This window comes from Streptomyces sp. NPDC046349 (assembly GCF_055587885.1).
This window is the reverse complement of record NZ_JBVJFK010000003.1, coordinates 46,553-70,738: the sequence shown is the minus strand read 5'-3', so window position 1 is coordinate 70,738 and position 24,186 is coordinate 46,553. Positions and strand designations below refer to the sequence as shown.

The following is a 24,186-nucleotide window of genomic DNA, read 5'->3' as shown; positions in this document are numbered from 1 at the left end:
CGGCCGCGGGGAAAGTCCGTTGCGGGGGCGCCGGGCCATCGCCGAGGATCGGAGGCGATGACCAACGCCATGGACGAAGTACGCCGCCTGCTGAAGCAGGACGATCTGCCCGGAGCGGTCCGGTCCCTGCGGCCGCACGCCGAGACGGCACCGATCGCCGAACTCGCCGAGGCCGCCAGGGCCCTGGCCGACAAGGCCGGGTTCGAGGACCTGGCCGACGCCGCCCGCAAGGCCGCCGAGCGGACCCGCGAACCGCAGTCCCTCTACGACTTCGGGTACGCCTGCGTCGAGCGGGGCATTGCCTTCCTCGCCGTCGCGCCTCTGCGCGAGGCCCTCGGCCTGCTCCCCGACTCCCGCACGCTCCTCACCGAGCTGGTCTCCGCCCTGGAGGACGAGCGCAGGCACGCCGAGGCCGCCGCACTGCTCGCCGGCCGCGGCGACCGGCTGCCCGCCTGGCCCGAGACCTACCTCCTCGCGCACAACACCCTCTTCGCGGGGGACCTGGACACCGCCGAAGGACTGGTGTCCGCCCTCCCCGCCCCCGAGGACCCCCAGTGGGCGCCCGCACGGGACCGCCAGGCCCGCCAGGTCCGGCGCAGCGGCCGGTCCCGCCGCGCCCAGCGGAGCGCCGGACACCCCGACCCGCTGGGCCCGGCCGACCTGCGCGGCTGGCACTACGGCCTCACGGGCGGGCTCCTCGGCACCCTGTCCCCGTACGGCTGGGAGGCCGGGATGACCGGCCGGTACGCCTACCTGGGCGACTCCCACGAGCAGTGCCGCCACGGCCTGGCCCGCCTCGGGCTCGCCCTGGAGGCCGCCGGGCGCCGGCCCGCCGCCGTCTCGCTGCTGCCCGGCCGGTCCGACCGGATCCTCGGCCTCGCCGCCGCCGCAGTGCTCGGGCTGCCCGCCGTCCCCTACGAGCCGGACCGTACGGACACCCTCGTCGTCGCGTACGACCTGAACGCGGCCGACCCGGACCTCGTCCGCACGCTGCACGCGCGCGCCGACGGCCAGATCCTCGCCGAGCACGCCACCTGCTGGACCGATCCGCCCGCGGTGAGCGCCGATTTCAGCACGCTGCTGTGCCAGTACGCGGCACCGCCCTGGCGGGACGACGACCGGTGCGAGGAGGAGATCGCCCGCGACGTCGCCGCGGCGGACCCGGCCCCGGACGGCGGCGACGGGGCGACCCCGCCCGATCCGGACGAGGCCTTCCGCGCCTTCGCCGCCGGCGTCGCCCCCGGCTGGCTCGCGGGCCCCCGGGACCGGGTCGCGTCGCCCGGCCCCGTGCCCAGCTCGCGCTTCGCCTGAGGCGGCGGCAGGCTGGGACCATGCCGGAGCTGCCCGAGGTCGAGGCCCTGCGGGAGTACCTCGACGAGCACCTTGCCGGGCGGGTGGTCGAACGCGTCCTCCCGCTCGCGGTGAGCGTGCTCAAGACGTACGACCCGCCGCCGACCGCCCTCGAAGGGCAGCCGGCCGGAACCGTCGCCCGCCACGGGAAGTTCCTCGCCCTGCGGATCGGCGAGCTCCACCTCGTCACCCACCTGGGCCGGGCCGGCTGGCTGCGCTGGCGGGAGGCCCTGCCGGCGCAGCCGCCGCGGCCCGGGAAGGGGCCGCTGGCACTGCGCGTCGTGCTCGAGGGCGGCGGCGGCTTCGACCTCACCGAGGCCGGCACCCAGAAGCGGCTCGCCGTGTACGTGGTCCACGACCCCCAGGAGGTGCCCGGCATCGCCCGCCTCGGCCCCGATCCGCTCGCCGAGGACTTCGACCGGGACGTCTTCGCCGCGCTCCTCGCGGGGGAGCGGCGCCAGATCAAGGGTGTCCTGCGGGACCAGAGCGTGATCGCGGGAATCGGCAACGCCTACAGCGACGAGATCCTGCATGCCGCGAGGGTGTCGCCGTTCAAGCTCGCCTCCTCCTTCGGGGAGGAGCAGATCACGCAGCTCCACACTGCGGTCCGGGACACCCTGCGCGAGGCGGTCGGCAGGGCGCACGGGCTCGCCGCGGGGGAGCTCAAGGCGGAGAAGAAGAGCGGGCTGCGCGTGCACGGCCGGACGGGCGAGCCGTGCCCGGCGTGCGGGGACACGATCCGCTCGGTGTCCTTCGCCGATTCCTCGCTGGAGTACTGCCCCACCTGCCAGACCGGCGGGAAGCCGCTCGCCGACCGGCGGCTCTCACGCCTCCTCAAATAGCGGGGCGCTGCGTAGACTCCGGCACCATGGCCGAGGAGCAGCAGTCGCCGCCCCGGCGCGAGATCGTCACCGGGATTCCCCGGGGCGCCCGCCGCCGGGCGCCCGTCCACACCCCGGCGCGTTCGGAGATCTCCGAACAGACCACCCTCGGGGCCACCTACGTGCGCGCCCTCATGCGCAGCCAGTTGCGCGCGGGCCTCGGGGCGCTGGCCGCGCTGGCGGCGCTGGTCGGGTCGCTGCCACTGGTGTTCGTGCTGCCGCGAGTCCGGTCGGGCCCGCTGGTCTGGCTGGTGCTCGGTCTGCTCGTCTATCCGGTCATGTGGCTGATCGCCCGGTGGTACGTGAGCCGGGCGGAGCGCAACGAGGCGGATTTCACGGGCCTGGTCATGGACCCGGCCGACAGGTTCCCGTAGCGGGTCCCCCGAGGTCAGAACAGGTGCATCGCCAGGTGGCCCAGGGGAAGGCCCAACTGCCACGCCGGGGTCCACACGCGCGCGTTCTCGTCCAGTCCCGGCGGGGTGCCGGCGTGACCGTGCTGCCCCGGGTCGAGGTTGGTGGCGAACAGTTCGGTCCCGTCCAGCCAGCGCCACGCCGCCCGGGCCAGCTCCAGGTCGGGGTCCTCGCCGCGGCCGCGCTCCCGTGCCGCCTCGCCCAGGTCCAGGAAGCGGGTGTGCACCCAGTCGCGCCAGGGGTGGCCGTACGCCGTCAGCGACAGCCACTCGTCGAGCTGTGACACCACGCGGATCCCGGACAGCTCGCCGGCCGCGTCGGAGAGATAGATGGTCAGGGCGAGCGTGTCCCGTCCGGCCCGGAACTCCAGCGTGCTGACCGGGATCAGCCTGCCCGTGCGCAGCAGTTCGTCGGCGATGTACTCGGCGTAGAGCCAGGCCATGGGCACCGCAAGCCCGCCGTCACTGGTGCCGTTCGTACCCTCGGGCTGCACCGTTCCACCTTCTCCCGCGCGTCGAGCGTCCCGTCGTCAGCACCGAGCCTTCACCGAGCGGCTCTCGGAGCGGGGGATGTTTACTCAACTTGAACGGTCTTATGTCGAATTCGCGGCGCTTTTTGTCCGGTCCGCATCCGTTCGCGGCGTTCCGGGACGCGTCGCTCAGGCGCCGAGACCGTAGCCGTATCCCTGGAGGTCCTTCTTGAGGGCGCGTAGGGCGTAGTAGGTGCGGGACTTGACGGTCCCCGCCGGGATGCCGAGCTCGGCGGCGGCCTCCGCCACCGACCGGTCCCGGAAGTAGACCTGGAGCAGCACCTCGCGGTGCTCCGGACCCAGGGACCCGACGGCCCGCCGCACATCGATCGCCGTGACCGAGCCGGCCACCGCGTCCTCGGGCGCGGGCGCCTGTTCCAGCCCCTCGGGGTCCACCTCCAGGGGCCGTGACAGCCGGGCCCGCCGGGCGTCGATCGCGAGCCGCCGGGCCACCGTGAACAGCCAGGGGCGCATGGAGTCGTGCCCGCTGGCCAGGGCCTCCGGGTGCTGCCAGACCCGTACGAGGGTCTCCTGCACGAGGTCCTCCGCGCGCTGGGCGTCCCCGGCGGTGAGGCCCACCAGGAATCCGAACAGGGCCCGCCCGTGGTCGCGCTGGAGTTCGGCCAGTGCCTCGGGATCCGTACGCGGGAGGGTGGGGGAGAGCGGCACGAGTGGCTCCTTCCGGGGTGCACGAGGGTCCTTGGGGGCGGCGCTCCGTCCACCCTGACCTGCGCAGAGCCCTCCCGGAACCGCCGGAACCCGGCGTTGCGCCCAAGCACCCGGGTGGTCCGACGGGCGGCCGTGCCGCTCGGTGAACGGTCGAACGGCGCGGCGAACGGCAGGGGCGCTGCCGTGTCCGCCGTCGGAGTGGGCGCGTCGGCGTGATGCGGATCCGATCCTTGACTTACAGCGTGTGGTTATGTGGATTGCAGATGATGACATGTCAGATAGTCGTATAAATGGGAGCCGATCGATGACCACGCGCACCCGGCCGAGGGCGGTCGCCCTGCTGTCCGCCCTCCTGCTGTCCGCGGCGGCAGGCTGTTCGGCCGCCGGGGACACCGCCCCCGCCCGCCTCGGGGACTCCGGCCCGCCGGCCCCCACCAGCGCCGGAGGGGCGCCCGCCGCCCACGGCTTCACCCTGGTCGCGAGCGGTGACGTGCTGCCGCACACCTCGGTCATCCGGCGGGCGGCGAACGACGCGCAGGACGACGGCTACGACTTCCGGCCGATGTTCTCCGGCATCAAGCCCCTGGTCTCGGGGGCGGACCTGGCCCTCTGCCACATGGAGACGATCTACGGGGAGGAGGGCGGGCCCTTCTTCGGCTACCCGGCCTTCACCTCCCCGCCGGAGGTCGCCGACGGCCTGAAGGACGCCGGCTACGACGGCTGCTCCACCGCCTCGAACCACACCCTCGACGACGGCGCCGCGGGGCTGCGCCGCACGCTGGACCGCTTCGACAAGGTCGGCCTGCGGCACGCCGGCTCGGCCCGTACGGCGGCCGAGGCGGCCGCGGTGACCACGTACACGGCGGGCTCCGCCAAGGTGGCGCACCTCGCGTACACCTACGACACCAACGGCTACCCGCTGCCGGACGGCCAGCCGTGGGCGGTCAACCTGATGAAGCAGGACAAGATCATCGCGGATGCCCGGGCGGCCCGGAAGGCGGGCGCGGACGTGGTGCTGGTGAGCGTCCACTGGGGCACGGAGTGGCAGACCGAACCGGACGGTACCCAGCTCTCGCTGGGCAGGGCGCTGACGGCCTCGCAGACCGCCGGCCGACCCGACATCGACCTCATCCTCGGCACCCACGCCCACATCCCGCAGCCCTACGAGAAGGTCAACGGGACCTGGATCGTCTACGGCATGGGAGACCAGGTGGCGGGCGAGATGTTCAACCACACGGGCGCCCGCGACCTGCGCGGCAACTACGGCTCGATCGGCCGCTTCACCTTCGCCCCGCCGACCGCGGCCGGGCAGCGCTGGCAGGTCACCAAGGCCGAGTTCGTGCCGCAGATGATGGACCTGTCCGCCGGCCGGGTCGTCCACCTCCCCGACGCCCTCGCCAAGAACCCCGGCCGGGAGGACTACGAGGCCGCCCGGGACGAGATCACCGAGGCGGTCCTCAGCCGCGGCGCCGCCAAGGACGGCCTGGTGGCCGCCCGCTAGCGGGCTCGGTCCGCCTGCTCCGCGGCGCCGACCACCACCGCGTCCGCCATCGGCTCCTGCGCCGCGCTCACCGGAGCGGCGTACGGGTCGCCGCGCAAGCTGTGGAACCACCGGCGGACCTCGTGGATGCCCCTGGGCCGCTCCACAGACGCGCGGATCTCGGCCACCGGGCCCTCCGCGCTCTCCCCGGCGGTCTCCGCCACGGGCGCGCCGAGCGCCGCCCCGGCCGGCACCACCGGCTGGACGTACACCAGGGCCGGCAGTGCGTTTCTGCCGCCGGGCGGGTCCGGCCGCGCAGGCCGCCGCCCGCGGGCGAGGAATCCGAACCGTCCACCCCGGCCGGGATCACCTTCGGGCCGCCGGAACCCGCGTTCGAACCCCGCGTTCAATGCTCCGTCACCCTGCGATGACAGGCTGACAGGCCGGGGCGGGCCGGACGCCCCCGCCCGCTCGGCGCGCGCACCGGCGCACCCCTCCCTACAGTGCGAACCATGAGTGTCACCGCAGAGGAGACCCACGGGACCCGGAACCGCTTCCTGAACCGGGTGCCCGACGGGTTCGGCGCGTTCTTCGGGACGATCGGCCTGCTGTGCGCACTGCTCTCGCTCTCCCCGACGCTGCGGCGCCTCCTGCGGCACGTCGTACGCTTCCTCGACCTGATCGTCGTACCGGTCAGCGCCAACCTCGCCTACGCCGTCTTCCTCTTCCTCTTCGCGGCCGCCCTCGGCACCCGCAAGAAGGTCGCCTGGTGGATGGTCATCACCTATCTGGCCCTGCTGATCGTCGACGACCTTCTGGACATCGCCGTCGGCGACTACTGGATCGGCATCTCGTCCATGGCCCTGGCCGTCGCCGCCATGGCCCTACTGATCGCCGCCCGCAAGGAGTTCTACGCCGCGTCCCGGCCCGGGGCGCTGTGGCACGCCCTGCTCGTGCTCGGCCTCGGCATGCTCGCCGCCGTCCTGCTGGGCTGGGCCCTCGTCGCCCTCTTCCCCGGCTCCCTGCCCCGCGGCCAATGGCTGGACTGGGCCGCCAAGCAGGTCTTCGGCGGCCTCTTCTCGGCCCGGCAGTTCGACGGCCGCCCGCCCCGGCCGCTGTACTTCCTCCTCGGCCTCTTCGGCGCCGCCGCCCTGCTCAACGCGGCCGCGACCCTCTTCCGCTCCCAGCGGCTGACCGCAGCTTTGCACGGTGACGAGGAACCAAGGATCCGCGCCCTCCTCGGGGCGTACGGGCGGGCCGACTCGCTCGGCTACTTCGCCACGCGGCGCGACAAGGCCGTCGTCTTCGCCCCCAACGGCCGGGCCGGCGTCACCTACCGCGTCGAAGCCGGGGTCTGCCTCGCCAGCGGGGACCCGGTGGGCGACCCCGCCGCCTGGTCCGCTGCCATCGACGCCTGGCTGGCCGTGGCCGGCCGCTACGGCTGGCAGCCCGCCGTCATGGGCGCCTCCGAGGACGGCGCCACCGCCTTCGCCCGCTCCGGCCTGAGCGCCCTCCAACTCGGCGACGAGGCCATCCTGCACGTCGCCCACTTCGACCTCGACGGCCGCGACATGCGCGTCACCCGCCAGGCCGTCAACCGCGTCAGGCGCGCCGGTGCGACCACCGTCATCCGCCGCCACTCGGCCCTCTCCGAGGAGGAGATGAGGACCATCGTCGACCGGGCGGACCGCTGGCGGGACACCGAGACCGAACGGGGCTTCTCCATGGCCCTGGACCGGCTCGGCGATCCGGCCGACGGGGACTGCCTGCTGGTCGAGGCCTTCGACGCCGGGGGCGAGCTGATCGCCCTCCTGTCCTTCGTCCCCTGGGGCAGTGACGGCATCTCCCTCGACCTCATGCGCCGCGACCGCACCGCACCCAACGGGGTCATGGAGTTCATGGTCGCCGAACTGTGCGCCGCGGCCCCCGGCCTCGGCGTGCGCCGGATCTCCCTCAACTTCGCCGTCTTCCGCTCGGCCTTCGAGGAGGGCGGCCGCATCGGCGCAGGGCCCGTCCTGAAGGTGTGGCGCAGGCTGCTGCTCTTCTTCTCCCGCTGGTGGCAGCTGGAGGCGCTGTACCGCTCGAACGTCAAGTACGGCCCCGAGTGGTACCCGCGGTTCCTCTGCTACCAGGACGCCGGCTCGCTCGCCCGGGTCAGCCTCGCCTCCGGCATCGCCGAGGGCTTCGTCTCCGTACCCAGCCTGCGCACCCTGTGGGGCAACGGCCACCCCCGGGGCGTCACCGCCCCCGCCACCACCGAGGGCCTGCCCCCGATCGACTCCCTGGGCCTGGAGACCGTGGGGGAGGAGCTCCCCGGCGTGCCCGTGGAGCGACTGCCCGAACAGGTGCGCGTCCGCCACGCCAAACTGGACCGCATCCGGGCCTGCGGCACCGACCCCTACCCGGTGGGGATCCGCCTGCGCACCCACACCGTCGCCCAGCTCAAGGCGGCCCACCCGAGCCACCCTCCCGGCGCCCGCACCTCCGAGCAGGCCACCCTCGCCGGACGCGTGATGGTCGTACGCGACCTCGGCGGCGTGGTCTTCGCCGTCCTGCGCGACTGGTCCGGCGACATACAGCTGATGCTCACCCGCGACGAGGCCGGCGCCGAGGTGCTGGACTCCTTCACCGCCCAGGTCGACTTCGGCGACCACGTCCTCGTGACCGGGGAACCGGGCGCCAGCAGGACCGGCGAGCTCTCCCTCGTGGTCCGGTCCTGGCAGCTCACCGGCAAGTGCCTGCGCCCCCTCCCCGACAAGCGCAAGGGCCTCGCCGACCCCGAGGCCCGCGTCCGGCGCCGCTACCTCGACCTCGTCGCCAGCCCCGAGGCGCGCGACGTCGTACGGGCCCGCTCCCACGCGGTCCAGGCCCTGCGCCAGGGGCTGCTCGACCGCGGCTACCTGGAGGTCGAGACCCCGATGCTCCAGCAGATCCACGGCGGCGCCAACGCCCGGCCCTTCCGTACCCACATCAACGCCTACGACCTCGACCTGTACCTGCGCATCGCGCCCGAGCTGTATCTCAAACGGCTCTGCGTCGGCGGCATGGAGAAGGTCTTCGAGATGGGCCGCACCTTCCGCAACGAGGGCGTCTCCTACAAGCACAACCCCGAGTTCACGATGCTGGAGGCCTACCAGGCCTTCGCCGACTACGACGTCATGCTCGACCTCACCCGCGAGCTGATTCAGGGGGCCGCGACCGCCGCCTTCGGCTCACCCGTCGCCCACAAGGCGGACGCCGACGGGAAGCTCGTCGTCCACGACATCTCCGGGCCCTGGCCGGTCAAGACCATGTACGGGGCCATCAGCGAGGCCCTCGGCGAGGAGGTCGACGCCGACACCGAGGAGGACGCGCTGCGCAGGCTGTGCGACCGCGCCAAGGTGCCGCACGGACCGCAGGACACCCGCGGCGACGTGGTCCTGGAGATGTACGAGCGACTGGTGGAGGAGAGGACGAAACTCCCCACGTTCTACAAGGACTTCCCGACCGATGTCTCCCCGCTCACCCGCCAGCACCGCAAGGACCCCCGGCTCGCCGAGCGATGGGACCTCGTCGCCTTCGGCACCGAGCTCGGCACCGCCTACTCGGAGCTGACCGACCCCGTGGAGCAGCGGCGCAGGCTGACCGCCCAGTCACTGCTCGCGGCCGGCGGCGACCCGGAGGCCATGGAACTCGACAACGACTTCCTGGACGCCCTCGAATACGCCATGCCGCCGACGGGCGGCCTCGGCATCGGAGTGGACCGACTCGTCATGTTCCTCACGGGCCTCACGATCCGCGAGACCCTCCCGTTCCCCCTGGTGCGGCGGGGCTGACTCCCTGGGGCTGGTCCGCACGGGTGAGCGAAACGGGGCGCGTCCGTGCCTCTCGACCTCTGCGCGGACGTCGTTGATACGTAGTAATAATGAAAAAAGACGAGCCGACAGTAGGGCGGCGCGTGCTCCTGCGCACCGCCGTCTTCCTCGGAGTCGCGGCCGCCGGACTGATCACCACAGGCAACGGCATCGAGGGCGGTGCGCCCGCCACGCCCGGTGCGCCGGGCGCGGGCGGAGCACCGGGGCCCGCCGCCGGGCCCGGCCCGAACCTCGCCGCGGGCCCCGGGACACTGCCCGGGACGATGCCCGAGAAGGCCTACCGGCTGCACCCCATGACGGCGGACACCCCCGCCCGCCCGCCCGCCGTGAAACCCGCCGTGCGGACCCGGCCCATCCTGCAACTCCCCGCAGACGCGGGCACGGACAGCTCCATGGTGCTCACCTTCGACGACGGACCGGACCCCCGGTACACCCCGGCCATCCTCGACACCCTCGGCCGCCACGGCGTGCGCGCCATGTTCTTCGTCTGCGGGGAGATGGCCGTGGAGAACCGGGACCTGCTGCGCCGGATGGTCGCCGAAGGACACGTCATCGGCAACCACACCTGGACCCACCCGCTCATCCCCAAGCTGAGCAGGCCCGCCCTCGCCGCCGAGATCGGCCGCACGAGCGAGGTCGTGCACCAGGCCGTCGGCGAGGCGCCGCAGTGGTTCCGGGCGCCCTACGGGGCGTGGAACCGGGCCGCCTTCGAGATCGGGGCCGAGCTGGGGATGGAGCCGCTCGCCTGGACCGTGGACAGCCTGGACTGGGAGGAGCCCGGCGTCACGACGATCGTCTCCCGGGTCCTGCGCGGCGCCGGGCCCCGCGCGATCGTGCTCTCGCACGACGCGGGGGGAAACCGGACGCAGAGCGTCCAGGCGATCTCCTCCTATCTGCCCCAACTGATCGCGCGGGGATACCGGATGACGCTGCCGACCCTGTCCGCCGTGGCGCAGAGCTGAGGCGGGGCCGGGGTCCGCCCGGCCCCCCGTTCAGCGGGTCTCCACCATCCGCGCGAAGACGACCACGTTGCCGTCGTACCCGCCCGCCTTGGAGTACCCGCCGCCGCAGGTGATCACCCGGAGTTCCGCGTGCCCGGTGTCCCCGTACACCCGCGCTCCGGGAAAGGCCTCCTTGGAGAAGACCTCGACCCCGTACACCTCGAACACGGCAGTGCGCCCGTCGTAGCGTTCCACCTCGACCCGGTTGCCCGGCTTGACCGAGCCCAGGCCGTAGAAGACCGCCGGACCCTGAGCGTTGTCCACGTGGCCCACGATCACCGCCGAGCCCCGCTGCCCCGGCGAGATGCCGTTGAGGTACCAGCCCGCGAGGTTGCGGTCCTGCGGCGGCGGTGCGTCGATCCAGCCCTCCGCGTCCAGCCCGACCGTCATCACCGGAGCATCCACGTTGATCGTGGGAATCCGGATGCGCTGCACGGAGGAGTGCTCCAGCAGCTCCAGGTCCGGTGGCGGCTTCGGCGGGTTCGCCGGCAACTGGTCGGCCGTCACCGCGACGGCGGAGGCCGCGGTGGGCTGGGGCGGCCCGTCGTCGATGTTCACGCCGTTTCGCACCATGGCGAGGCCGGTGAGCATGACCAGGGCGATTACGCCCCACGGTGAGCGTTTGCGCGACTGCCCTGTCTCGTCCTCGCCCATCGTTCTCCCTTCCCGACGCGGGGGTCCCGACCCGCGTTCCCGTCCCACCCCTGTACGCCCTGCTTCACGCACGCTAAGGCCGGAGCGGCAGGTCGGCGAGGGGGGAGGGGCGAACGGGTGGCCGCGCCCGCGGAGGGGCCGCACGGGGCCGGAAGGGATGCGCCCATCCAGGTAATCGTCACATAAATGCCTGACGGGTCGTGACCTGCGGATCCGTCGGCCCGGCCGTCCGCGCTTCGGCGTGTCGCTCAACCGGGCGGCCCAAAGCCGGAAATGCGGAGGTTGCGGGACACCCGGAGGGTTCGACGTGGGAGGCGTTCTCGTCGATCATCCGGGGCCGACGCTCCGGGGCGCTTCCCGCTGGAGGTTCCACCATGCGTGTCTTGCGCGCTCTTACCGTGACGGCGGCAGCCTGTGCCGTGCTCGGCCTCAGTGCCCCGCTCGCCTCCGCGAACCAGGATCCCGGGGGCCGGGGTGGGAATGGGGGCGGGAACGGCCCCAGCAACATCTCGGTGAACCCGTACGCCGTGCACCAGGGCTCCACGATGCAGGTGAGCGCGGCGGGCTGCGGTCACGGCGGTACCGTCACCTCGCACGGCAACTTTCCGCCGGCCAACCTGTCCGCGGGATCGATCGGCTTCGCCACCGTGCGGATCTTCAACCACGCCTCTCCGGGCACCCACACGCTGTCGGTCAAGTGCAACGACAGCAACCTGGTCGCCACGGCCCGCTTCCGGATCCTCGAGGGCAACCCCTCGCAGGGCGGCATCGGCGGATCCTTCGGCCCGTCCACCGCCGAGACGGCCATCGGCGCGGGCCTGGTCGGCGTCTCCGCCCTGGGGGCGGGCGCCCACGTGATGCGTCGTCGCCGTCCGCTCCGGGGCCGGAGCTGACCGGTCGGCCCTCCCGGTCAGGCACCGCCCGCTCCCGCCGGTCGCCCCGCGTCCTCCCCGAGGACCCGGGGCGACCGGCGGTGGAGGGGCTGGTGAGCGCGATTCAATGACCGCGGTCGGAGGCCCTGCGGCGCAGCGCGTACACGGTGCCTCCTGCGGCGGCGAGGAAGAGGCCCGCGCCCGCGCCGAGTTCCACCGGATCCATCCCGGCGACGCTGCCGCCCAGGCCGCCGCGGACACCGCGAGCGGAGGTGGTGGTGACGGGGGCCGTGGCGACGGGGGCCGTGGCGACAGGGGCCGTGGCGATCGGGGCCGTGGCCGGGGCCGTCGCGGGGGCCGTGGCCGTGGCGGTCCTCGTGGAACTCGTCGTGGGCCTGGTGGTGCCGCCGGCGATCGTCAGATCGGCCGAGCCCGTCTCCCCGTTGCACGTGAAGGAGACGGAGTACACGGCCCCGGGCCGGGCGTCCCGGTCCACGGTGGCCCGTACGCTCTGGCCGCGCGCGATGCTCACGGTGTCGAACACACCGGAGGAGGCGGTGGAGTAGGCGGCGTTGCAGCCGCTGACCGCCAGCACCACCTGGCCGCCGGGGGCGACGGTCGAGGGGGTGAGGGTGAAACCGAACGAAGTGACTTGCAGAACCTGGGCTTTGGCCTGTGTCTCGGCGGGGGGCCCGGCCTGGGCCCCGAGCCCTTGGACCCCGGGCGCCTCGGCCGCGGACGCGGCGGGCGCGCCGAGGGCTCCGAGCGCGAGTACGGCGAACGTGGCGCCGGCACTCAGCAGGGCGGTGGCGGAGGTACGTATCGCACCCATGGTTGATTCTCCGGATCCCCGAGGAGCAGCCGCGGAACGGTTTCCGCACGGTGGGGTTCGTGCGCCTCGATGTCCGCCACGCTAGGTGCGGGTACCGGCGCCCGCGATCAGGAACGGGCGAATGGGGCATGGCGCTGGGCCGAACCGGGGACGGAAGGCCCGTCCCCGGTTTGCCGGGCGGCGTCAGCCGCCCAGGTCGAGGTGCGAGAACTGCGTGAGGAACGGTTCGGCGGTGGCCGAGATGCCCCGCCCGAACGGCGCGTCGAAGTCCCAGATCAGGAACAGCAGGAACGCGATCAGCGCGCTGAACAGCCCGGCCAGCAGCAGCTCCCGGAACGAGCGCCTGATCTGGAGGGTGAAGATCAGGCCCACCGTGACCAGCGCCCCGGTGATCAGCCCGAACCAGACCACGCCCGGCATCGTGGCCCCGGCGCTCGAGGCGCGTGCGCTGCGTGCGTCGTCGGCCACCGCCACCTGGTCGACGAGCGGCTGGTACGCCTGGCCCTCGTGGTCGGTCTGCGGCTCGTAGTCGGTGACGTCGCGGCGGATACGTTCCAGCAGCTCCCCGCCGCGGTCCGTCAGCTCCCCCTCGTCGGCCATCGCCTTCCACTCCGTGCCGACCACGTGGGTCACGTACGCATCCACGTCGGACCGGATCTTCGCGCGGACCTCGGCCGGGTAGACCTGCGAGCGGACGCTGATCTCGTGCAGGGCCTGGGCTTCCTGGCGCACGTATTCCTGGGCGGCTCCGCGGCCCTCCCAGACGCCCGCGATCGCCAGGCCCAGCACGATCGCGTAGATCACCCCGATCATCATCGTCATGTACTCGATGACGTCCGGGGTCTCGTTCGGATCGTCGTCCTCGCCGATCCTGCGGTGATTGAAGAAGGCGATGGACAGCACCACGGCACAGGCCGCGGCCATCGCGAGGGACAGGACGAGCCATTCCGACAAGATGACTCCAGATCGTTCGGCATCGGGCGGATTACCGCGGGCGCAGCGCGACGATCGCGAGCACCGCGGGAGCCGCGGTCAGGAGGGTGAAGGTCACCGGTGAGATGTGGTGCTCGGCCGGTTTGCGGGCTGCCGCGCGGTAGGCCGGGCGGGCCACCGGTTTCGGGGCGGGTGCGGCCACCGCGGGTGCCTGCGGCGGCGGAGCGGGCGCCTTCGCCGCGCGCGGCGGTGGGGGTGCCGGCTTCGGCCGGGCCGGTGCGGGCAGGACGGGTTTCGGTGCGGGCTCGGGCGCGGCCTTCGGTGGCGCCGGCTCGGGCTTGGGGGGCGGGGGTGCGGGCGGAGGCGGCGGGGTCGGCACCGGGCTCGGCGTGGGCTTCGGCGGTGGCGGAGTGGGAGTCGGCTCGGGTGGCGGCGTGGGTTTCGGCGGCGGCTTGGGCGGACACGGCGGGGGTGGCGGCGGCGGGCAGTGGGGGCGGCCGTGATGCCCCCAGCCCCGGCCGTCACCACGGTGTCTTCCGTGGTCGCCGCGGTGGCCGTCACCGTGATGTCCACCACCCGGTCCGCGTCCGCGGCCGTCGCCGGCGGCCACCGCGACCATTGCGGTGGCGCGCGCGCCGTCGCCGGAGTCGGTCGTCGGGGAGGCGCTGCTATCAGCCACGGCCGGTGTGACGGACAGGGCCGCCCACAGCAGGACCGGGACCGCCAGCAGGCGCCTGGCACAGGCTCTGTTCACCCGGGGAGCATGGGCCCGCGCGCCCCCGCGCACGCGAGGCTCGGGCCCGGTTCGCCTGAACGGGTGGAGTGCAGACCGGAAAGGTTTGAGCCACCCGCGGAGCGGCCTCAGTCGAGACCGATCACCCTTCGGTCAATTCTCAAAAGGGATTTGTCGGTACCGGTCATTTGCCCGGGGGCGCCGCCGGCGCCTTTGGTGTGTGACGAAGAACGGATCGCCAATTTCCGCTTTTGCTCGCCCTGTTGGTCAATGATCAGTACATTCGGCTCGGACAGGAGTCCGACCCCGCACGGACCGCCGCAGGAACAACGCTTGGAGATCCCGATGGAGCGCCCCGCCTGGGCCCCGCCAGGCATCGACATATCGGTGCCGAGCGTGTCCCGCATCTACGATTACTACCTTGGCGGGTCCCACAATTTCGAGGTCGACCGCCAGGCCGCCCGACGCGCCATGGAATTCATGCCGGGACTGCCCAAGATCATGCAGGCGAACCGGGCGTTCATGCGCCGCGCCGTCCGGCACGCCGTCGCCGAGGGCGTCACGCAGTTCCTCGACATCGGCTCCGGCATCCCGACCTTCGGCAACGTCCACGAGATCGCCCAGGCCGCCAGCCCCCGGGCCCGCGTGGTCTACGTCGACCACGACCCGGTGGCCGTGGCGCACAGCCATGCCGTCCTCCTGGACGAGGAGCACACCGACGTCGTCGCCGCGGACCTGCGCAGGCCCAAGGAGATCCTGACGGCACCCGAGGTCGGGCGGCTCCTCGACTTCGACCGCCCGGTCGCCCTCCTGCTCGTCGCCGTCCTGCACTTCCTCGAGGACACCGACCGACCGTACGAGGCCGTGGCCGAACTGCGCGACGCGCTGGCCCCCGGCAGCCTGCTGATCCTCACGCACGCCTCGTACGAGGGCATCCCGCTCACGGAGGAGGTCGCGGGCGGCGCCGTCGGCGTCTACCGCGACATCCGCAACCCCCTCGTCATGCGCAGCGGGGAGCAGATCAGGGGCTTCTTCGAAGGGTTCGAGATGGTGGAGCCCGGGCTGGTCGCCATGCCCGACTGGCGCCCGGACCGCACCGAGGGCGGCGAGGACGGCGAGGCGCCGGAGGACCCCTACGCCTTCTCGGGCTATGCAGGCGTGGGACGCAAGGCGTGAGACTTCCGGCACAGACGGCGGGCGCGCCGAACACCGTCGCGGCGCCCGCAGCCGCGCCCGCACCCGCCGCGCAATCCGCGGCGGCGCCCGACGGCGGCATCGAGGACCGGATCTCCCGCTTCGCGACGATCTGGGGACGGGCCATCTTCCCCGTCACCGCGACCTCGCTGACCCGGCCCGAGTTCGAACGGCACCTCGTGCCGCTCACCCGGACCCTCACCGAGGCCCTGCACGCCAGGCCCTTCGACGCCGCCGTCGCCCAGCGGGTGGGGGCGGATCTCGTCGCCGTGCACTGCACCGACCCCGAGGCCCTGGCCGGCACCCTCGGGGTGATCGAGTCCTATCTGGTCCTCTACTGCGGCCCGGACGGGCTCGACGGATCCGGCGTGGAGGCCACCGCCGAATACCACTCGCGCTGCGCCCGGCTCCAGCACGCCATCGCGGCCGGATACGCCCGGGCGCTGCGCGAGCGCACCCTCAGCGAGCAGGAGGCCATCGCCCGCTCCGCGCTGACCGCCCGCACCGACGCCCAGCAGGCGCTGCACGCCAGCGAGGAACGCTTCCGGGCGGTCTTCGAGGGAGCGGCCGTCGGCATCGGGATCGCCGATCTCGACGGGAACGTCCTGGAGGTCAACGACACGCTGCTGCAGATGTTCGGCGGCCTGGAAGGGCACGTCCGCAGCCGCAACGTCAGCGAATGGGGCCACCCCGACGACACCCCGCACGTCTGGCGGATGTACGGAGAGCTGGTGCGGGGCGAGCGCGAGAGCTACCGCGTGGAGAAGCCGTACTACCGCCACGACGGGACCGTGCTCTGGACCAACCTCACGGTGTCGCTGCTGCGCGACGCCGAGGGAAAGCCGCAATACCAGCTGGCGCTGATGGAGGACACCACCGAACGCCGGCTGCTGAACCTGCGCCTGCGCTACGAGGCCACCCACGACGCCCTGACCGGACTGCCCAACCGGACGCTGTTCTTCGAGCGCCTGGAGAAGGCCCTCAGCGGGTCCGGCGGCGACCGCTACGGCCTGTGCTACCTGGACCTCGACGGCTTCAAGGCGGTCAACGACAGCCTCGGGCACTCGGCGGGCGACCGGCTGCTGGTCGAGGTCGCCGACCGGCTGCAGAGCTGCGCGACCGGTCCCGGTGAGGTCGTCGCCCGGCTCGGCGGCGACGAGTTCGTCGCGCTGACCACCGGCCCGGACACCGAGCAGCAGGTGACCGACCTCGCGGTCCGCATCCTGACGGCCCTTTCGACGCCGATCCGGCTGGAGGGCCGCGAGCTGACCGTCCGGGGCAGCATCGGCATCGTCGAGGGACGGGCCAAGGAGCGCACCCCGGCCGAGGTGCTGCGCAGCGCCGACATCACCATGTACCGGGCCAAGGCGGCCGGCGGCAACCGCTTCGAATTCGCCGACGCCGAGGCCGACGCCCGTGCGATCACCCGGCACGGCCTGACCAACGCCCTGCCCGCGGCTCTGGAGCGCGGTGAGTTCTTCATCGAGTACCAGCCGCTGGTCCACATGCGCGACGGCACCGTGCACGGCGCCGAGGCGCTGGTGCGCTGGTCCCACCCGCAGTACGGGGTGCTCGGCCCAGACCGCTTCATCCCGCTCGCCGAACGGACCGGGCTGATCGTCCCCCTCGGCCGGTGGGTCCTCGAGGAGGCCGTCCGCCAGGCCCGCGTCTGGCAGCGCGAGCACGGGGGATCCGCTCTGCGGATCAACGTCAACCTCTCGCCGACCCAGCTGCACCACCCCGGCCTGGTCGCCGACACCGTGGCGGTGCTGGAGAAGTCCGGTCTCGCCCCGGGCGCGCTGTGCCTGGAGGTCACCGAATCGGCCCTGATAGGCGCGGACGACGAACTGCTGGAGCCGCTGCGCCGCCTGGCCGAACTCGGCGTGGACATCGCCCTCGACGACTTCGGCACCGGCTACTCCAACCTGGCCAATCTGCGGCGTCTGCCCGTCAGCGTCCTCAAGCTCGACCGCTCCTTCACACGGGGGATGCAGCAGCAGCCCGCCGACCCGGTCGACGTCAAGATCGTGGAGGGGATCGTCGCCCTGGCCCACAGCCTCGAACTCGCCGTCACCGTCGAGGGTGTGGAGACCGGCGCCCAGGCCGCCCAGCTGCGCGCGCTCGGCTGCGACACCGCCCAGGGCTGGTACTACGCCCGTCCCGGGGCGCCCGATCGCATCCACACCCTGTCCCTCTCGGACGCGGTGCCCACGCCCTCCTGAACTCCGCCGCCCGGGCCCGTTCCGGCCCGGGCGGGGCGATCCCGCGGCGCCCGACTCCGGCGCGCGGCGCCACGTCAGTCCAGTCCGACCTCCGTCCCGCGGCCGGGGGTCCGGACGGCTTCCATGACCCGCTCGTACCGTTCGGCGGTGTCGGCCAGGACCCCCGCAGCCACCGACAGCCGCTCCGTCTCGTACGCCTCGAGCGCCGCGTCCGCGTCCGCGTCCGGCCCGGCAAGGGCGGCGGACAGCGCCCGGCCGAGAGCCGCCGCGTCCTCGATGCCGGTGTTCATACCGAGCCCGCCGGCTATCGGGTGGACGTGGGCGGCGTCCCCGGCGAGCAGGACCCGGCTCTCCCGGATGCGGGTGGCCATGCGGACGTTGACCCGCCAGGAGGAGAGCCAGGTGGCATCCTCCAGCCGGATGCCCGGCACCCGTGCGCACCGGTCGAAGATCCGCTGGAAGCTCTCGAGGGAGGGCGGCAGCGGTTCCCCGTGCTCGTCCCGCTCGGGTGAGGCCTGCAGCTGGAAGGAGTCCGTCCCCGGCATCGGACACAGCAGCATCCCGCCGCCCTCGGAGGTGAACCACTGGTGCCAGACGCCCCGGTCGAGCCCCGGCGCCCTGACGTCGCCGATGACCATCGCGGGCTCCGTCTCCCCGCTGCCCTCGAAGGGGATGCCGAGAAGCCTGCGGGTGGTACTGCGCCCGCCGTCGCACCCGGCGAGATAGCGGGCCGCGATGGTGCTCCCGTCCGCCAGTTCGGCGCGCACCCCCTCGTCGTCCTGGGTGATGCCGACGAGCTCCGCCCCGTACTCGACGCGCACACCCAATCCGGCGAGTCGCTCGCGCAGCGCCTCCTCGACCTGCCACTGCCCGATCAGTACCCCGGCGTCCGCGGGGGTGGGGGTGTCGTTGATGTGCTCGCCGTCGAAGTACTTGCGCAGGACCACCCCCGCCGTGCCGGCGGCGATCAGGGGCTCGGCCATGCCGAGCTTCCGGAAGATCGCGAGACTGCCGGCCCGCAGACCCTTGCCCCGGGATTCGCGGTGCGGTTCCGTGCGCCGCTCGATGACGCGGACGGAGACGCCGCGCAGGGCGAGGTCACAGGTGAGCGTCAGCCCGGTGGGGCCGGAGCCGGCGATCAGTACATCGGTGCGGTTCATCGGGAGTCCTCTCCTCGTCGATGTCTCCAGGAAAGCCGCTCCCCACCCAAAAAGCAACCCGGTTAAAAAATTTACTCGGTCTCTTGTTCCTGTTAGGCTGGCTGCATGGAGAACACGACGGGTCTGCGCGAGAGCAAGAAGCTCCGTACGCGCCGCCAGTTGGCGGCCACGGCGCTGGAACTCTTCCTGGAGCGGGGCTTCGACGCCGTGTCGGTGGCCGATGTCGCCGCGGCGGCCCAGGTGTCCAAGCCCACCCTGTTCCGGTACTTCCCGACCAAGGAGGACCTGCTCCTCGACCGGTTCGCCGACCACCAGGACGAGCTGGCGCGCATCGTCCGAGACCGCCCTGCGGGCCGGTCCCCGGTGGGAGCCGTGCACGCCCACTTCCTGACGGCCCTCGACGAGCGGGACCCGATCACCGGGCTCTGCGACCACCCGGGGGTCCTCGCCTTCCAGCGGCTGCTCTACTCCACCGCCAGCCTGGAGTCCCGCCTGTCCCACTACACCGACCGCGAGGTCGCGTTGCTCGCCGCCGCCCTGGAGGCGGAGTCGATACCGCCGCTCGCCGCCCGGCTGGGGGCCGTCCACCTCGTGGCGGTCCGCCACGAGCTGGGGCGGGGGAACTGGCAGCGGCTCGACGCCGGGCAGAGCGCCGACGAGGCCCATCCGGCCGCCGTGGCCGATGCCGACCTGGCCTTCGGCATGCTCGCCGACGGCCTCGACCGGGCTCTGCCCGCGTCCCCGCCCACCCCGGCCTGAGGGCGCCCGCCTGCACCACCGCCTGCGACCACCGCCTGGGACCACCGCCTGCGACCACCGCCTGCGACCACCGCCTGGGACCGCCGCCTGGGGCGACCGCCCGAGATCACCGGCCCGGGCCTCCCGGCCGGGCCACCCCCGCGCCTGGCCCCCGGGCTCGAGGGCCGGGCCGGGGCTGGCGCCCGGGTCCTGCCCGGGTCACGCCATCAGCATCCGTTTCAGCTCGCGCGCCGCGCGCGGGGGAGCCACATCGGTGCGGTGGGCCAGTGCGATCGTCCGCCGCAGCGGTGAGCCCGCCAGCGGCGTGGTCCGCAGGCCCGGCCCCGCGTTGGCCACCACCATCGCCGGGACCACCGCGAGGCCCAACCCCGCCCGCGCGAAGCCCAGCACGGCGTCCATCTCGCCGCCCTCCACGGTGAACACCGGCTCGAAGCCCTCCGCCCGGCAGGCCGCCACGGTCAGCTCCCGCAGGTCGTAGCCGTGCCGGAACATCACCATCGGCTCGTCGCGCAGCGCCGCGATGGTCAGTTCCCTGCCCCCGCCGGGCGCCGGGAGCCTCGTCGAGGACACCACCACCAGGTCCTCCGTCAGCAGCTCCACCGTCGTCAGGGCCGGCGCCGAGGGCGGCAGCGGCAGAGCGATCAGCGCCAGGTCCAGCGCCCCGCGCGCCAGCTCCCGTACGAGGTCGAGCGAACCGCTCTCCTCGATCAGCAGCTCGATCCCCGGATGTGCCGCGTGGAAGGCCCGCAGCACGCCGGGCAGCAGGCCCGTGCACACGCTCGGTGTGGCCCCCAGCCGGATCCGCCCGCGCCGCAGCTGCGCCAGCTCCTGCACCTCCAGCCGCGCCGTGTCCGCGTCCGCCAGGATCCGCCGGGCCAGGGGCAGCAGCGCCTCGCCCGCGTCCGTCAGCGCGATGTTGCCCCTGGCGCGGCTGAACAGTTCGGCCCCCAGCTCCCGCTCCAGCGCCTTGATCTGCTGGGACAGCGACGGCTGGGCCACGTGCACCCGCTCCGCGGCCCGGGTGAAGTGCCGGGTCTCGGCCACGGCCACGAAGTAGAGGAGCTGCTGGAATTGCATAGGTCATGTCTATCAAGATGACCGACATCATGTCTTGGACCTTTCGGGTCCTCCGTCCCTACCGTCGATGGCATGGCTCTGGCAACGCGCACCCGGACGAGCGCCCCCTCGTTCTGGGGCTCCACCATCGGTAAGAAGGCCGTCATGGCGGTCTCCGGGCTGATCATGCTCGGCTACCTCGTCGTGCACATGCTCGGCAACCTCAAGATCTTCTTCGGGGCGGACGAGTTCAACGGCTACGCCCACTGGCTGCGGACCCTCGGCTCACCCTTCCTCCACCACGAGTGGGCCCTGTGGATCGTCCGCGTGGTGCTCCTCGCCGCCGTCGTCGCGCACGCCGTCTCCGCCTACCGGCTCAGCCGGCTCGACATCAAGGCCCGCCCGGTCAAGTACGTCCACAAGCGCCGCCGCGCGAGCTACGCCACCCGCACCATGCGCTGGGGCGGCATCATCCTCGGCCTGTTCATCGTCTGGCACCTGCTCGACCTCACCACGCTCACCGTCAACGAGCGGGCCTGGGCCGGACATCCGTACGAGAACGTCCTCGCCACCTTCTCCACCTGGTACGGGAACACCATCTACATCGTGGCGATGGCTGCGCTCGGCCTGCACATCCGCCACGGCTTCTGGAGCGCGGCCCAGACCCTCGGCGCGGGCCGCGCCGGGCGTGACCGGACGCTGAAGGCCCTCGCCAACGGCCTGGCCGCCGTCCTCTTCGCGGGCTTCGTGTCCGTCCCCGTCGCCGTCATGACCGGAATGGTGAACTGACCGTGAGCAGCTACGCACACCACACCACCGGCGAGCCCATCGCCGACACCAAGGCCCCCGAAGGCCCCATCGCGGACCGCTGGGACCGGCGCCGCTTCGAGGCCAAGCTGGTCAACCCCGCCAACCGCCGCAAGCACACCGTCATCGTCGTGGGCACCGGCCTGGCGGGCGGATCGGCCGGTGCGACCCTCGCCGAACAGGGCTACCACGTCGTCCAGTTCTGCTTCTCCGACTCCCCGCGCCGGGCCCACTCCATCGCCGCGCAGGGCGGCATCAACGCCGCCAAGAACTACCGCAACGACGGCGACTCGGTGCACCGCCTCTTCTACGACACCGTCAAGGGCGGCGACTTCCGCGCCCGCGAATCGAACGTGCACCGCCTCGCCCAGATCTCCGTCGAGATCATCGACCAGTGCGTGGCCCAAGGCGTCCCCTTCGCCCGCGAATACGGCGGCCTCCTCGACACCCGCTCCTTCGGCGGAGTCCAGGTCTCCCGCACCTTCTACGCCCGCGGCCAGACGGGACAGCAGCTCCTCCTCGGCGCCTACCAGGCCCTCTCCCGGCAGATCGCCGCGGGCAACGTCGAGATGCACGCCCGCACCGAGATGCTCGATTTGATCGTCGTCGACGGCGTGGCCCGCGGCATCGTCGCCCGCGACCTGATCACCGGCGAGATCTCCACGCACTACGCGGACGCCGTGGTCCTGGCGAGCGGCGGCTACGGCAACGTCTTCTACCTCTCCACCAACGCCATGAACTCCAACGCGACCGCCGTCTGGCGGGCGCACCGGCGCGGCGCGTACTTCGCCAACCCCTGCTTCACCCAGATCCACCCCACCTGCATCCCGCGCACCGGCGACCACCAGTCCAAGCTCACCCTCATGAGCGAGTCCCTGCGCAACGACGGCCGCATCTGGGTACCCAAGGCCAAGGGCGACACCCGTCCCGCCGCCGACATCCCCGAGGCGGAGCGCGACTACTACCTGGAGCGGATCTATCCCTCCTTCGGCAACCTCGTGCCCCGGGACATCGCCTCCCGCGCCGCCAAGAACGTCTGCGACGAGGGCCGCGGCGTCGGCCCCGGCGGGCAGGGCGTCTACCTCGACTTCGCCGACGCCATCCGCCGCATGGGCCGCGACAAGGTCGCCGAGAAGTACGGCAACCTCTTCGAGATGTACGAGCGGATCACCGCGGAGAACCCGTACGAGGTCCCCATGCGGATCTACCCCGCCGTGCACTACACGATGGGCGGCCTGTGGGTCGACTACGACCTCCAGACCACCGTCCCCGGCCTGTTCGCTGTCGGCGAGGCCAACTTCTCCGACCACGGCGCCAACCGCCTCGGGGCATCCGCGCTGATGCAGGGCCTCGCCGACGGCTACTTCGTGCTCCCCTCCACCATCAACGACTACCTCGCCCGCCACCCGCGCCGCGACGCCGTCGACGACACCCACCCCGAGGCGGTGGCCGTCGTACGCGAGACGAGGGAGCGGCTGGAGAAGCTGCTCGCCGTGGACGGCGACCGCACCCCCGACTCCTTCCACCGCGAGATCGGCGAACTCATGTGGGAGTACTGCGGGATGGCCCGCAGCGAACAGGGCCTGCGCAAAGCCCTGGACCGCATCCCGCAGATCCGCGAGGAGTTCTGGCGCCGCATCAAGGTCCCGGGGACCGGCGAGGAGTTCAACCAGTCGCTGGAGAAGGCCAACCGCATCGTCGACTACCTCGAACTCGCCGAGCTGATGTGCCTCGACGCGCTCCACCGCGCCGAGTCCTGCGGCGGCCACTTCCGCGAGGAGTCCCAGACACCGGACGGCGAGGCGGCCCGCCGGGACGAGGCCTTCGCCTACGCCGCCGCCTGGGAGTTCACCGCCACCGGCACCGCCCCCGTCCTGCACAAGGAAGACCTCGTCTTCGAGTACGTCCACCCCACCCAGCGGAGCTACGCATGAAGCTCACCCTGCGCGTCTGGCGCCAGCGCGGCGCCGACGCCCCCGGCCACATGGCCTCGTACCAAGTCGACGGCATCTCCGAGGACATGTCCTTCCTGGAGATGCTCGACACCCTCAACGAGGACCTCATCCTGCGCGGTGAGGACCCGGTCGCCTTCGACCACGACTGCCGCGAGGGCATCTGCGGCGCCTGCAGCCTCGTCATCAACGGCGACGCCCACGGTCCCGAGCGCACCACCACCTGCCAGCTCCACATGCGTTCCTTCGCCGACGGCGACACCATCCACGTCGAGCCCTGGCGGGCCGCGGCCTTCCCCGTGGTCAAGGACCTGGTCGTCGACCGGGGCGCCTTCGACCGGATCATCCAGGCCGGCGGCTACATCACCGCTCCCACCGGCTCGGCCCCCGAGGCGCACGCCACCGCCGTACCCAAGGCCGACGCCGACTTCGCCTTCGAGCACGCCGAGTGCATCGGCTGCGGCGCGTGCGTGGCGGCCTGCCCCAACGGTTCGGCGATGCTGTTCACCTCCGCCAAGGTCAACCACCTGAACGTCCTCCCGCAGGGCTCGCCGGAACGGGAGACCCGTGTCCTGGACATGGTGGCCCGCATGGACGAGGAGGGCTTCGGCGGCTGCACCCTCACCGGCGAGTGCGCCACGGCCTGCCCGAAGGGCATCCCGCTCCCGTCGATCGCCGCGATGAACAAGGAATGGCTTCGGGCGGTCCGCAAGGGCCCCCGCTGACCCCGGCCGGACGCGGAGGCCGGCGCAGGACCCCGCCGTCCCGGGGCCCTGCGCCGATCGGCTGACCGGGCGGGCGGCCGTCGTGCCGTGCCCCGGCGGCGCGCGCGGCATG

Annotated in this window: 21 protein-coding genes and 1 pseudogene; 13 read left to right on the top strand and 9 right to left on the bottom strand. The window is 72.7% G+C overall.

The genetic code is table 11. The features are described from left to right. Positions 1-57 precede the first annotated feature (57 nt). From ACZ6JS_RS07540 to ACZ6JS_RS07530, 3 genes are read left to right on the top strand one after another with little or no spacing between them, the layout of a single operon-like run. Positions 58-1,311 (top strand): hypothetical protein, encoded by a 1,254-nt coding sequence (locus tag ACZ6JS_RS07540; protein ID WP_469296559.1) that lies wholly within the window; start codon positions 58-60, stop codon positions 1,309-1,311. A gap of 20 nt (positions 1,312-1,331) precedes the next feature. Then, entirely contained in the window at positions 1,332-2,192 is an 861-nt protein-coding gene (locus ACZ6JS_RS07535) for an Fpg/Nei family DNA glycosylase (RefSeq protein WP_469296557.1), read from the top strand. Between the two features lie 26 nt (positions 2,193-2,218). Further along, a complete protein-coding gene (locus ACZ6JS_RS07530; protein WP_469296555.1) occupies positions 2,219-2,605 on the top strand; it encodes a hypothetical protein in 387 nt (128 codons plus the stop codon). A gap of 14 nt (positions 2,606-2,619) precedes the next feature. Here ACZ6JS_RS07530 and ACZ6JS_RS07525 read toward each other — a convergent pair whose 3' ends face one another. Together ACZ6JS_RS07525 and ACZ6JS_RS07520 are read right to left on the bottom strand one after the other, a co-directional pair. Then, complete coding sequence (locus ACZ6JS_RS07525; RefSeq protein WP_469297152.1) at positions 2,620-3,084, bottom strand: hypothetical protein; 465 nt, start codon at positions 3,082-3,084, stop codon at positions 2,620-2,622. 216 nt (positions 3,085-3,300) lie between these two features. Then, entirely contained in the window at positions 3,301-3,840 is a 540-nt protein-coding gene (locus tag ACZ6JS_RS07520; protein ID WP_469296553.1) for a sigma-70 family RNA polymerase sigma factor, read from the bottom strand. Positions 3,841-4,144: 304 nt separating this feature from the next. Here ACZ6JS_RS07520 and ACZ6JS_RS07515 point away from each other — a divergent pair, with 304 nt between their 5' ends. Continuing rightward, positions 4,145-5,341, top strand: coding sequence for a CapA family protein (locus ACZ6JS_RS07515; protein ID WP_469296551.1), 1,197 nt, complete (start codon positions 4,145-4,147; stop codon positions 5,339-5,341). A gap of 11 nt (positions 5,342-5,352) precedes the next feature. On the opposite strand, the pseudogene ACZ6JS_RS07510 reads toward ACZ6JS_RS07515, so the two are convergent. Then, positions 5,353-5,690, bottom strand: a pseudogene (locus ACZ6JS_RS07510) (universal stress protein); the annotation flags it as partial. Between the two features lie 142 nt (positions 5,691-5,832). On the opposite strand from ACZ6JS_RS07510, the gene lysX reads away from it, so the two are divergent. Further along, the gene (gene lysX, locus ACZ6JS_RS07505) at positions 5,833-9,135 is read left to right on the top strand and encodes a bifunctional lysylphosphatidylglycerol synthetase/lysine--tRNA ligase LysX (RefSeq protein WP_469296549.1); all 3,303 of its coding nucleotides are present in this window, start codon (positions 5,833-5,835) and stop codon (positions 9,133-9,135) included. An 89-nt stretch (positions 9,136-9,224) separates the two neighbouring features. Further along, positions 9,225-10,136 carry a polysaccharide deacetylase family protein gene (locus ACZ6JS_RS07500; RefSeq protein ID WP_469296547.1) on the top strand — a complete coding sequence of 304 codons (912 nt, stop codon included), beginning with the start codon at positions 9,225-9,227 and terminating at the stop codon, positions 10,134-10,136. A gap of 30 nt (positions 10,137-10,166) precedes the next feature. On the opposite strand, the gene ACZ6JS_RS07495 is transcribed toward ACZ6JS_RS07500, so the two are convergent. Further along, on the bottom strand, positions 10,167-10,829 hold the full coding sequence (locus ACZ6JS_RS07495; protein WP_469296545.1) for a class F sortase: 663 nt from the start codon (positions 10,827-10,829) through the stop codon (positions 10,167-10,169). Positions 10,830-11,203: 374 nt separating this feature from the next. Between ACZ6JS_RS07495 and ACZ6JS_RS07490 the strand changes: the two genes are divergently transcribed. Further along, the gene (locus tag ACZ6JS_RS07490; RefSeq protein WP_469296544.1) at positions 11,204-11,722 is read left to right on the top strand and encodes a hypothetical protein; all 519 of its coding nucleotides are present in this window, start codon (positions 11,204-11,206) and stop codon (positions 11,720-11,722) included. Between the two features lie 103 nt (positions 11,723-11,825). Here ACZ6JS_RS07490 and ACZ6JS_RS07485 read toward each other — a convergent pair whose 3' ends face one another. From ACZ6JS_RS07485 to ACZ6JS_RS07475, 3 genes are all read right to left on the bottom strand, one after another. Beyond that, a complete protein-coding gene (locus ACZ6JS_RS07485) occupies positions 11,826-12,533 on the bottom strand; it encodes a hypothetical protein (RefSeq protein WP_469296542.1) in 708 nt (235 codons plus the stop codon). 183 nt (positions 12,534-12,716) lie between these two features. Further along, positions 12,717-13,487, bottom strand: a complete 771-nt coding sequence (locus tag ACZ6JS_RS07480) for a bestrophin-like domain (protein WP_469296540.1) — start codon at positions 13,485-13,487, stop codon at positions 12,717-12,719. A gap of 31 nt (positions 13,488-13,518) precedes the next feature. Continuing rightward, a complete protein-coding gene (locus ACZ6JS_RS07475; protein ID WP_469296539.1) occupies positions 13,519-13,668 on the bottom strand; it encodes a hypothetical protein in 150 nt (49 codons plus the stop codon). A gap of 876 nt (positions 13,669-14,544) precedes the next feature. Here ACZ6JS_RS07475 and ACZ6JS_RS07470 point away from each other — a divergent pair. Both ACZ6JS_RS07470 and ACZ6JS_RS07465 read left to right on the top strand, forming a co-directional pair. Beyond that, complete coding sequence (locus tag ACZ6JS_RS07470) at positions 14,545-15,375, top strand: SAM-dependent methyltransferase (protein ID WP_469297151.1); 831 nt, start codon at positions 14,545-14,547, stop codon at positions 15,373-15,375. Next, positions 15,372-17,615 (top strand): putative bifunctional diguanylate cyclase/phosphodiesterase, encoded by a 2,244-nt coding sequence (locus ACZ6JS_RS07465; RefSeq protein WP_469296538.1) that lies wholly within the window; start codon positions 15,372-15,374, stop codon positions 17,613-17,615. The genes ACZ6JS_RS07470 and ACZ6JS_RS07465 overlap by 4 nt, the downstream gene beginning before the upstream one ends. A 74-nt stretch (positions 17,616-17,689) precedes the next feature. Here ACZ6JS_RS07465 and ACZ6JS_RS07460 read toward each other — a convergent pair whose 3' ends face one another. Next, positions 17,690-18,775 (bottom strand): FAD-dependent monooxygenase, encoded by a 1,086-nt coding sequence (locus ACZ6JS_RS07460; RefSeq protein WP_469296536.1) that lies wholly within the window; start codon positions 18,773-18,775, stop codon positions 17,690-17,692. 105 nt (positions 18,776-18,880) lie between these two features. On the opposite strand from ACZ6JS_RS07460, the gene ACZ6JS_RS07455 reads away from it, so the two are divergent. Then, on the top strand, positions 18,881-19,534 hold the full coding sequence (locus tag ACZ6JS_RS07455) for a TetR/AcrR family transcriptional regulator (protein WP_469296535.1): 654 nt from the start codon (positions 18,881-18,883) through the stop codon (positions 19,532-19,534). 198 nt (positions 19,535-19,732) lie between these two features. On the opposite strand, the gene ACZ6JS_RS07450 is transcribed toward ACZ6JS_RS07455, so the two are convergent. Further along, positions 19,733-20,611 carry a LysR family transcriptional regulator gene (locus ACZ6JS_RS07450; protein ID WP_469296533.1) on the bottom strand — a complete coding sequence of 293 codons (879 nt, stop codon included), beginning with the start codon at positions 20,609-20,611 and terminating at the stop codon, positions 19,733-19,735. Between the two features lie 72 nt (positions 20,612-20,683). Here ACZ6JS_RS07450 and ACZ6JS_RS07445 point away from each other — a divergent pair, with 72 nt between their 5' ends. Genes ACZ6JS_RS07445 through ACZ6JS_RS07435 form a run of 3 tightly spaced genes read left to right on the top strand, consistent with a single transcriptional unit; the run spans position 20,684 to position 24,074 of the window. Further along, entirely contained in the window at positions 20,684-21,379 is a 696-nt protein-coding gene (locus tag ACZ6JS_RS07445; RefSeq protein WP_469296531.1) for a succinate dehydrogenase, read from the top strand. 2 nt (positions 21,380-21,381) lie between these two features. After that, positions 21,382-23,331 carry a fumarate reductase/succinate dehydrogenase flavoprotein subunit gene (locus ACZ6JS_RS07440; RefSeq protein ID WP_469296529.1) on the top strand — a complete coding sequence of 650 codons (1,950 nt, stop codon included), beginning with the start codon at positions 21,382-21,384 and terminating at the stop codon, positions 23,329-23,331. Next, on the top strand, positions 23,328-24,074 hold the full coding sequence (locus tag ACZ6JS_RS07435; protein WP_469296528.1) for a succinate dehydrogenase/fumarate reductase iron-sulfur subunit: 747 nt from the start codon (positions 23,328-23,330) through the stop codon (positions 24,072-24,074). Before ACZ6JS_RS07440 ends, ACZ6JS_RS07435 begins: the two co-directional genes overlap by 4 nt. The last annotated feature ends 112 nt before the right edge of the window (positions 24,075-24,186 follow it).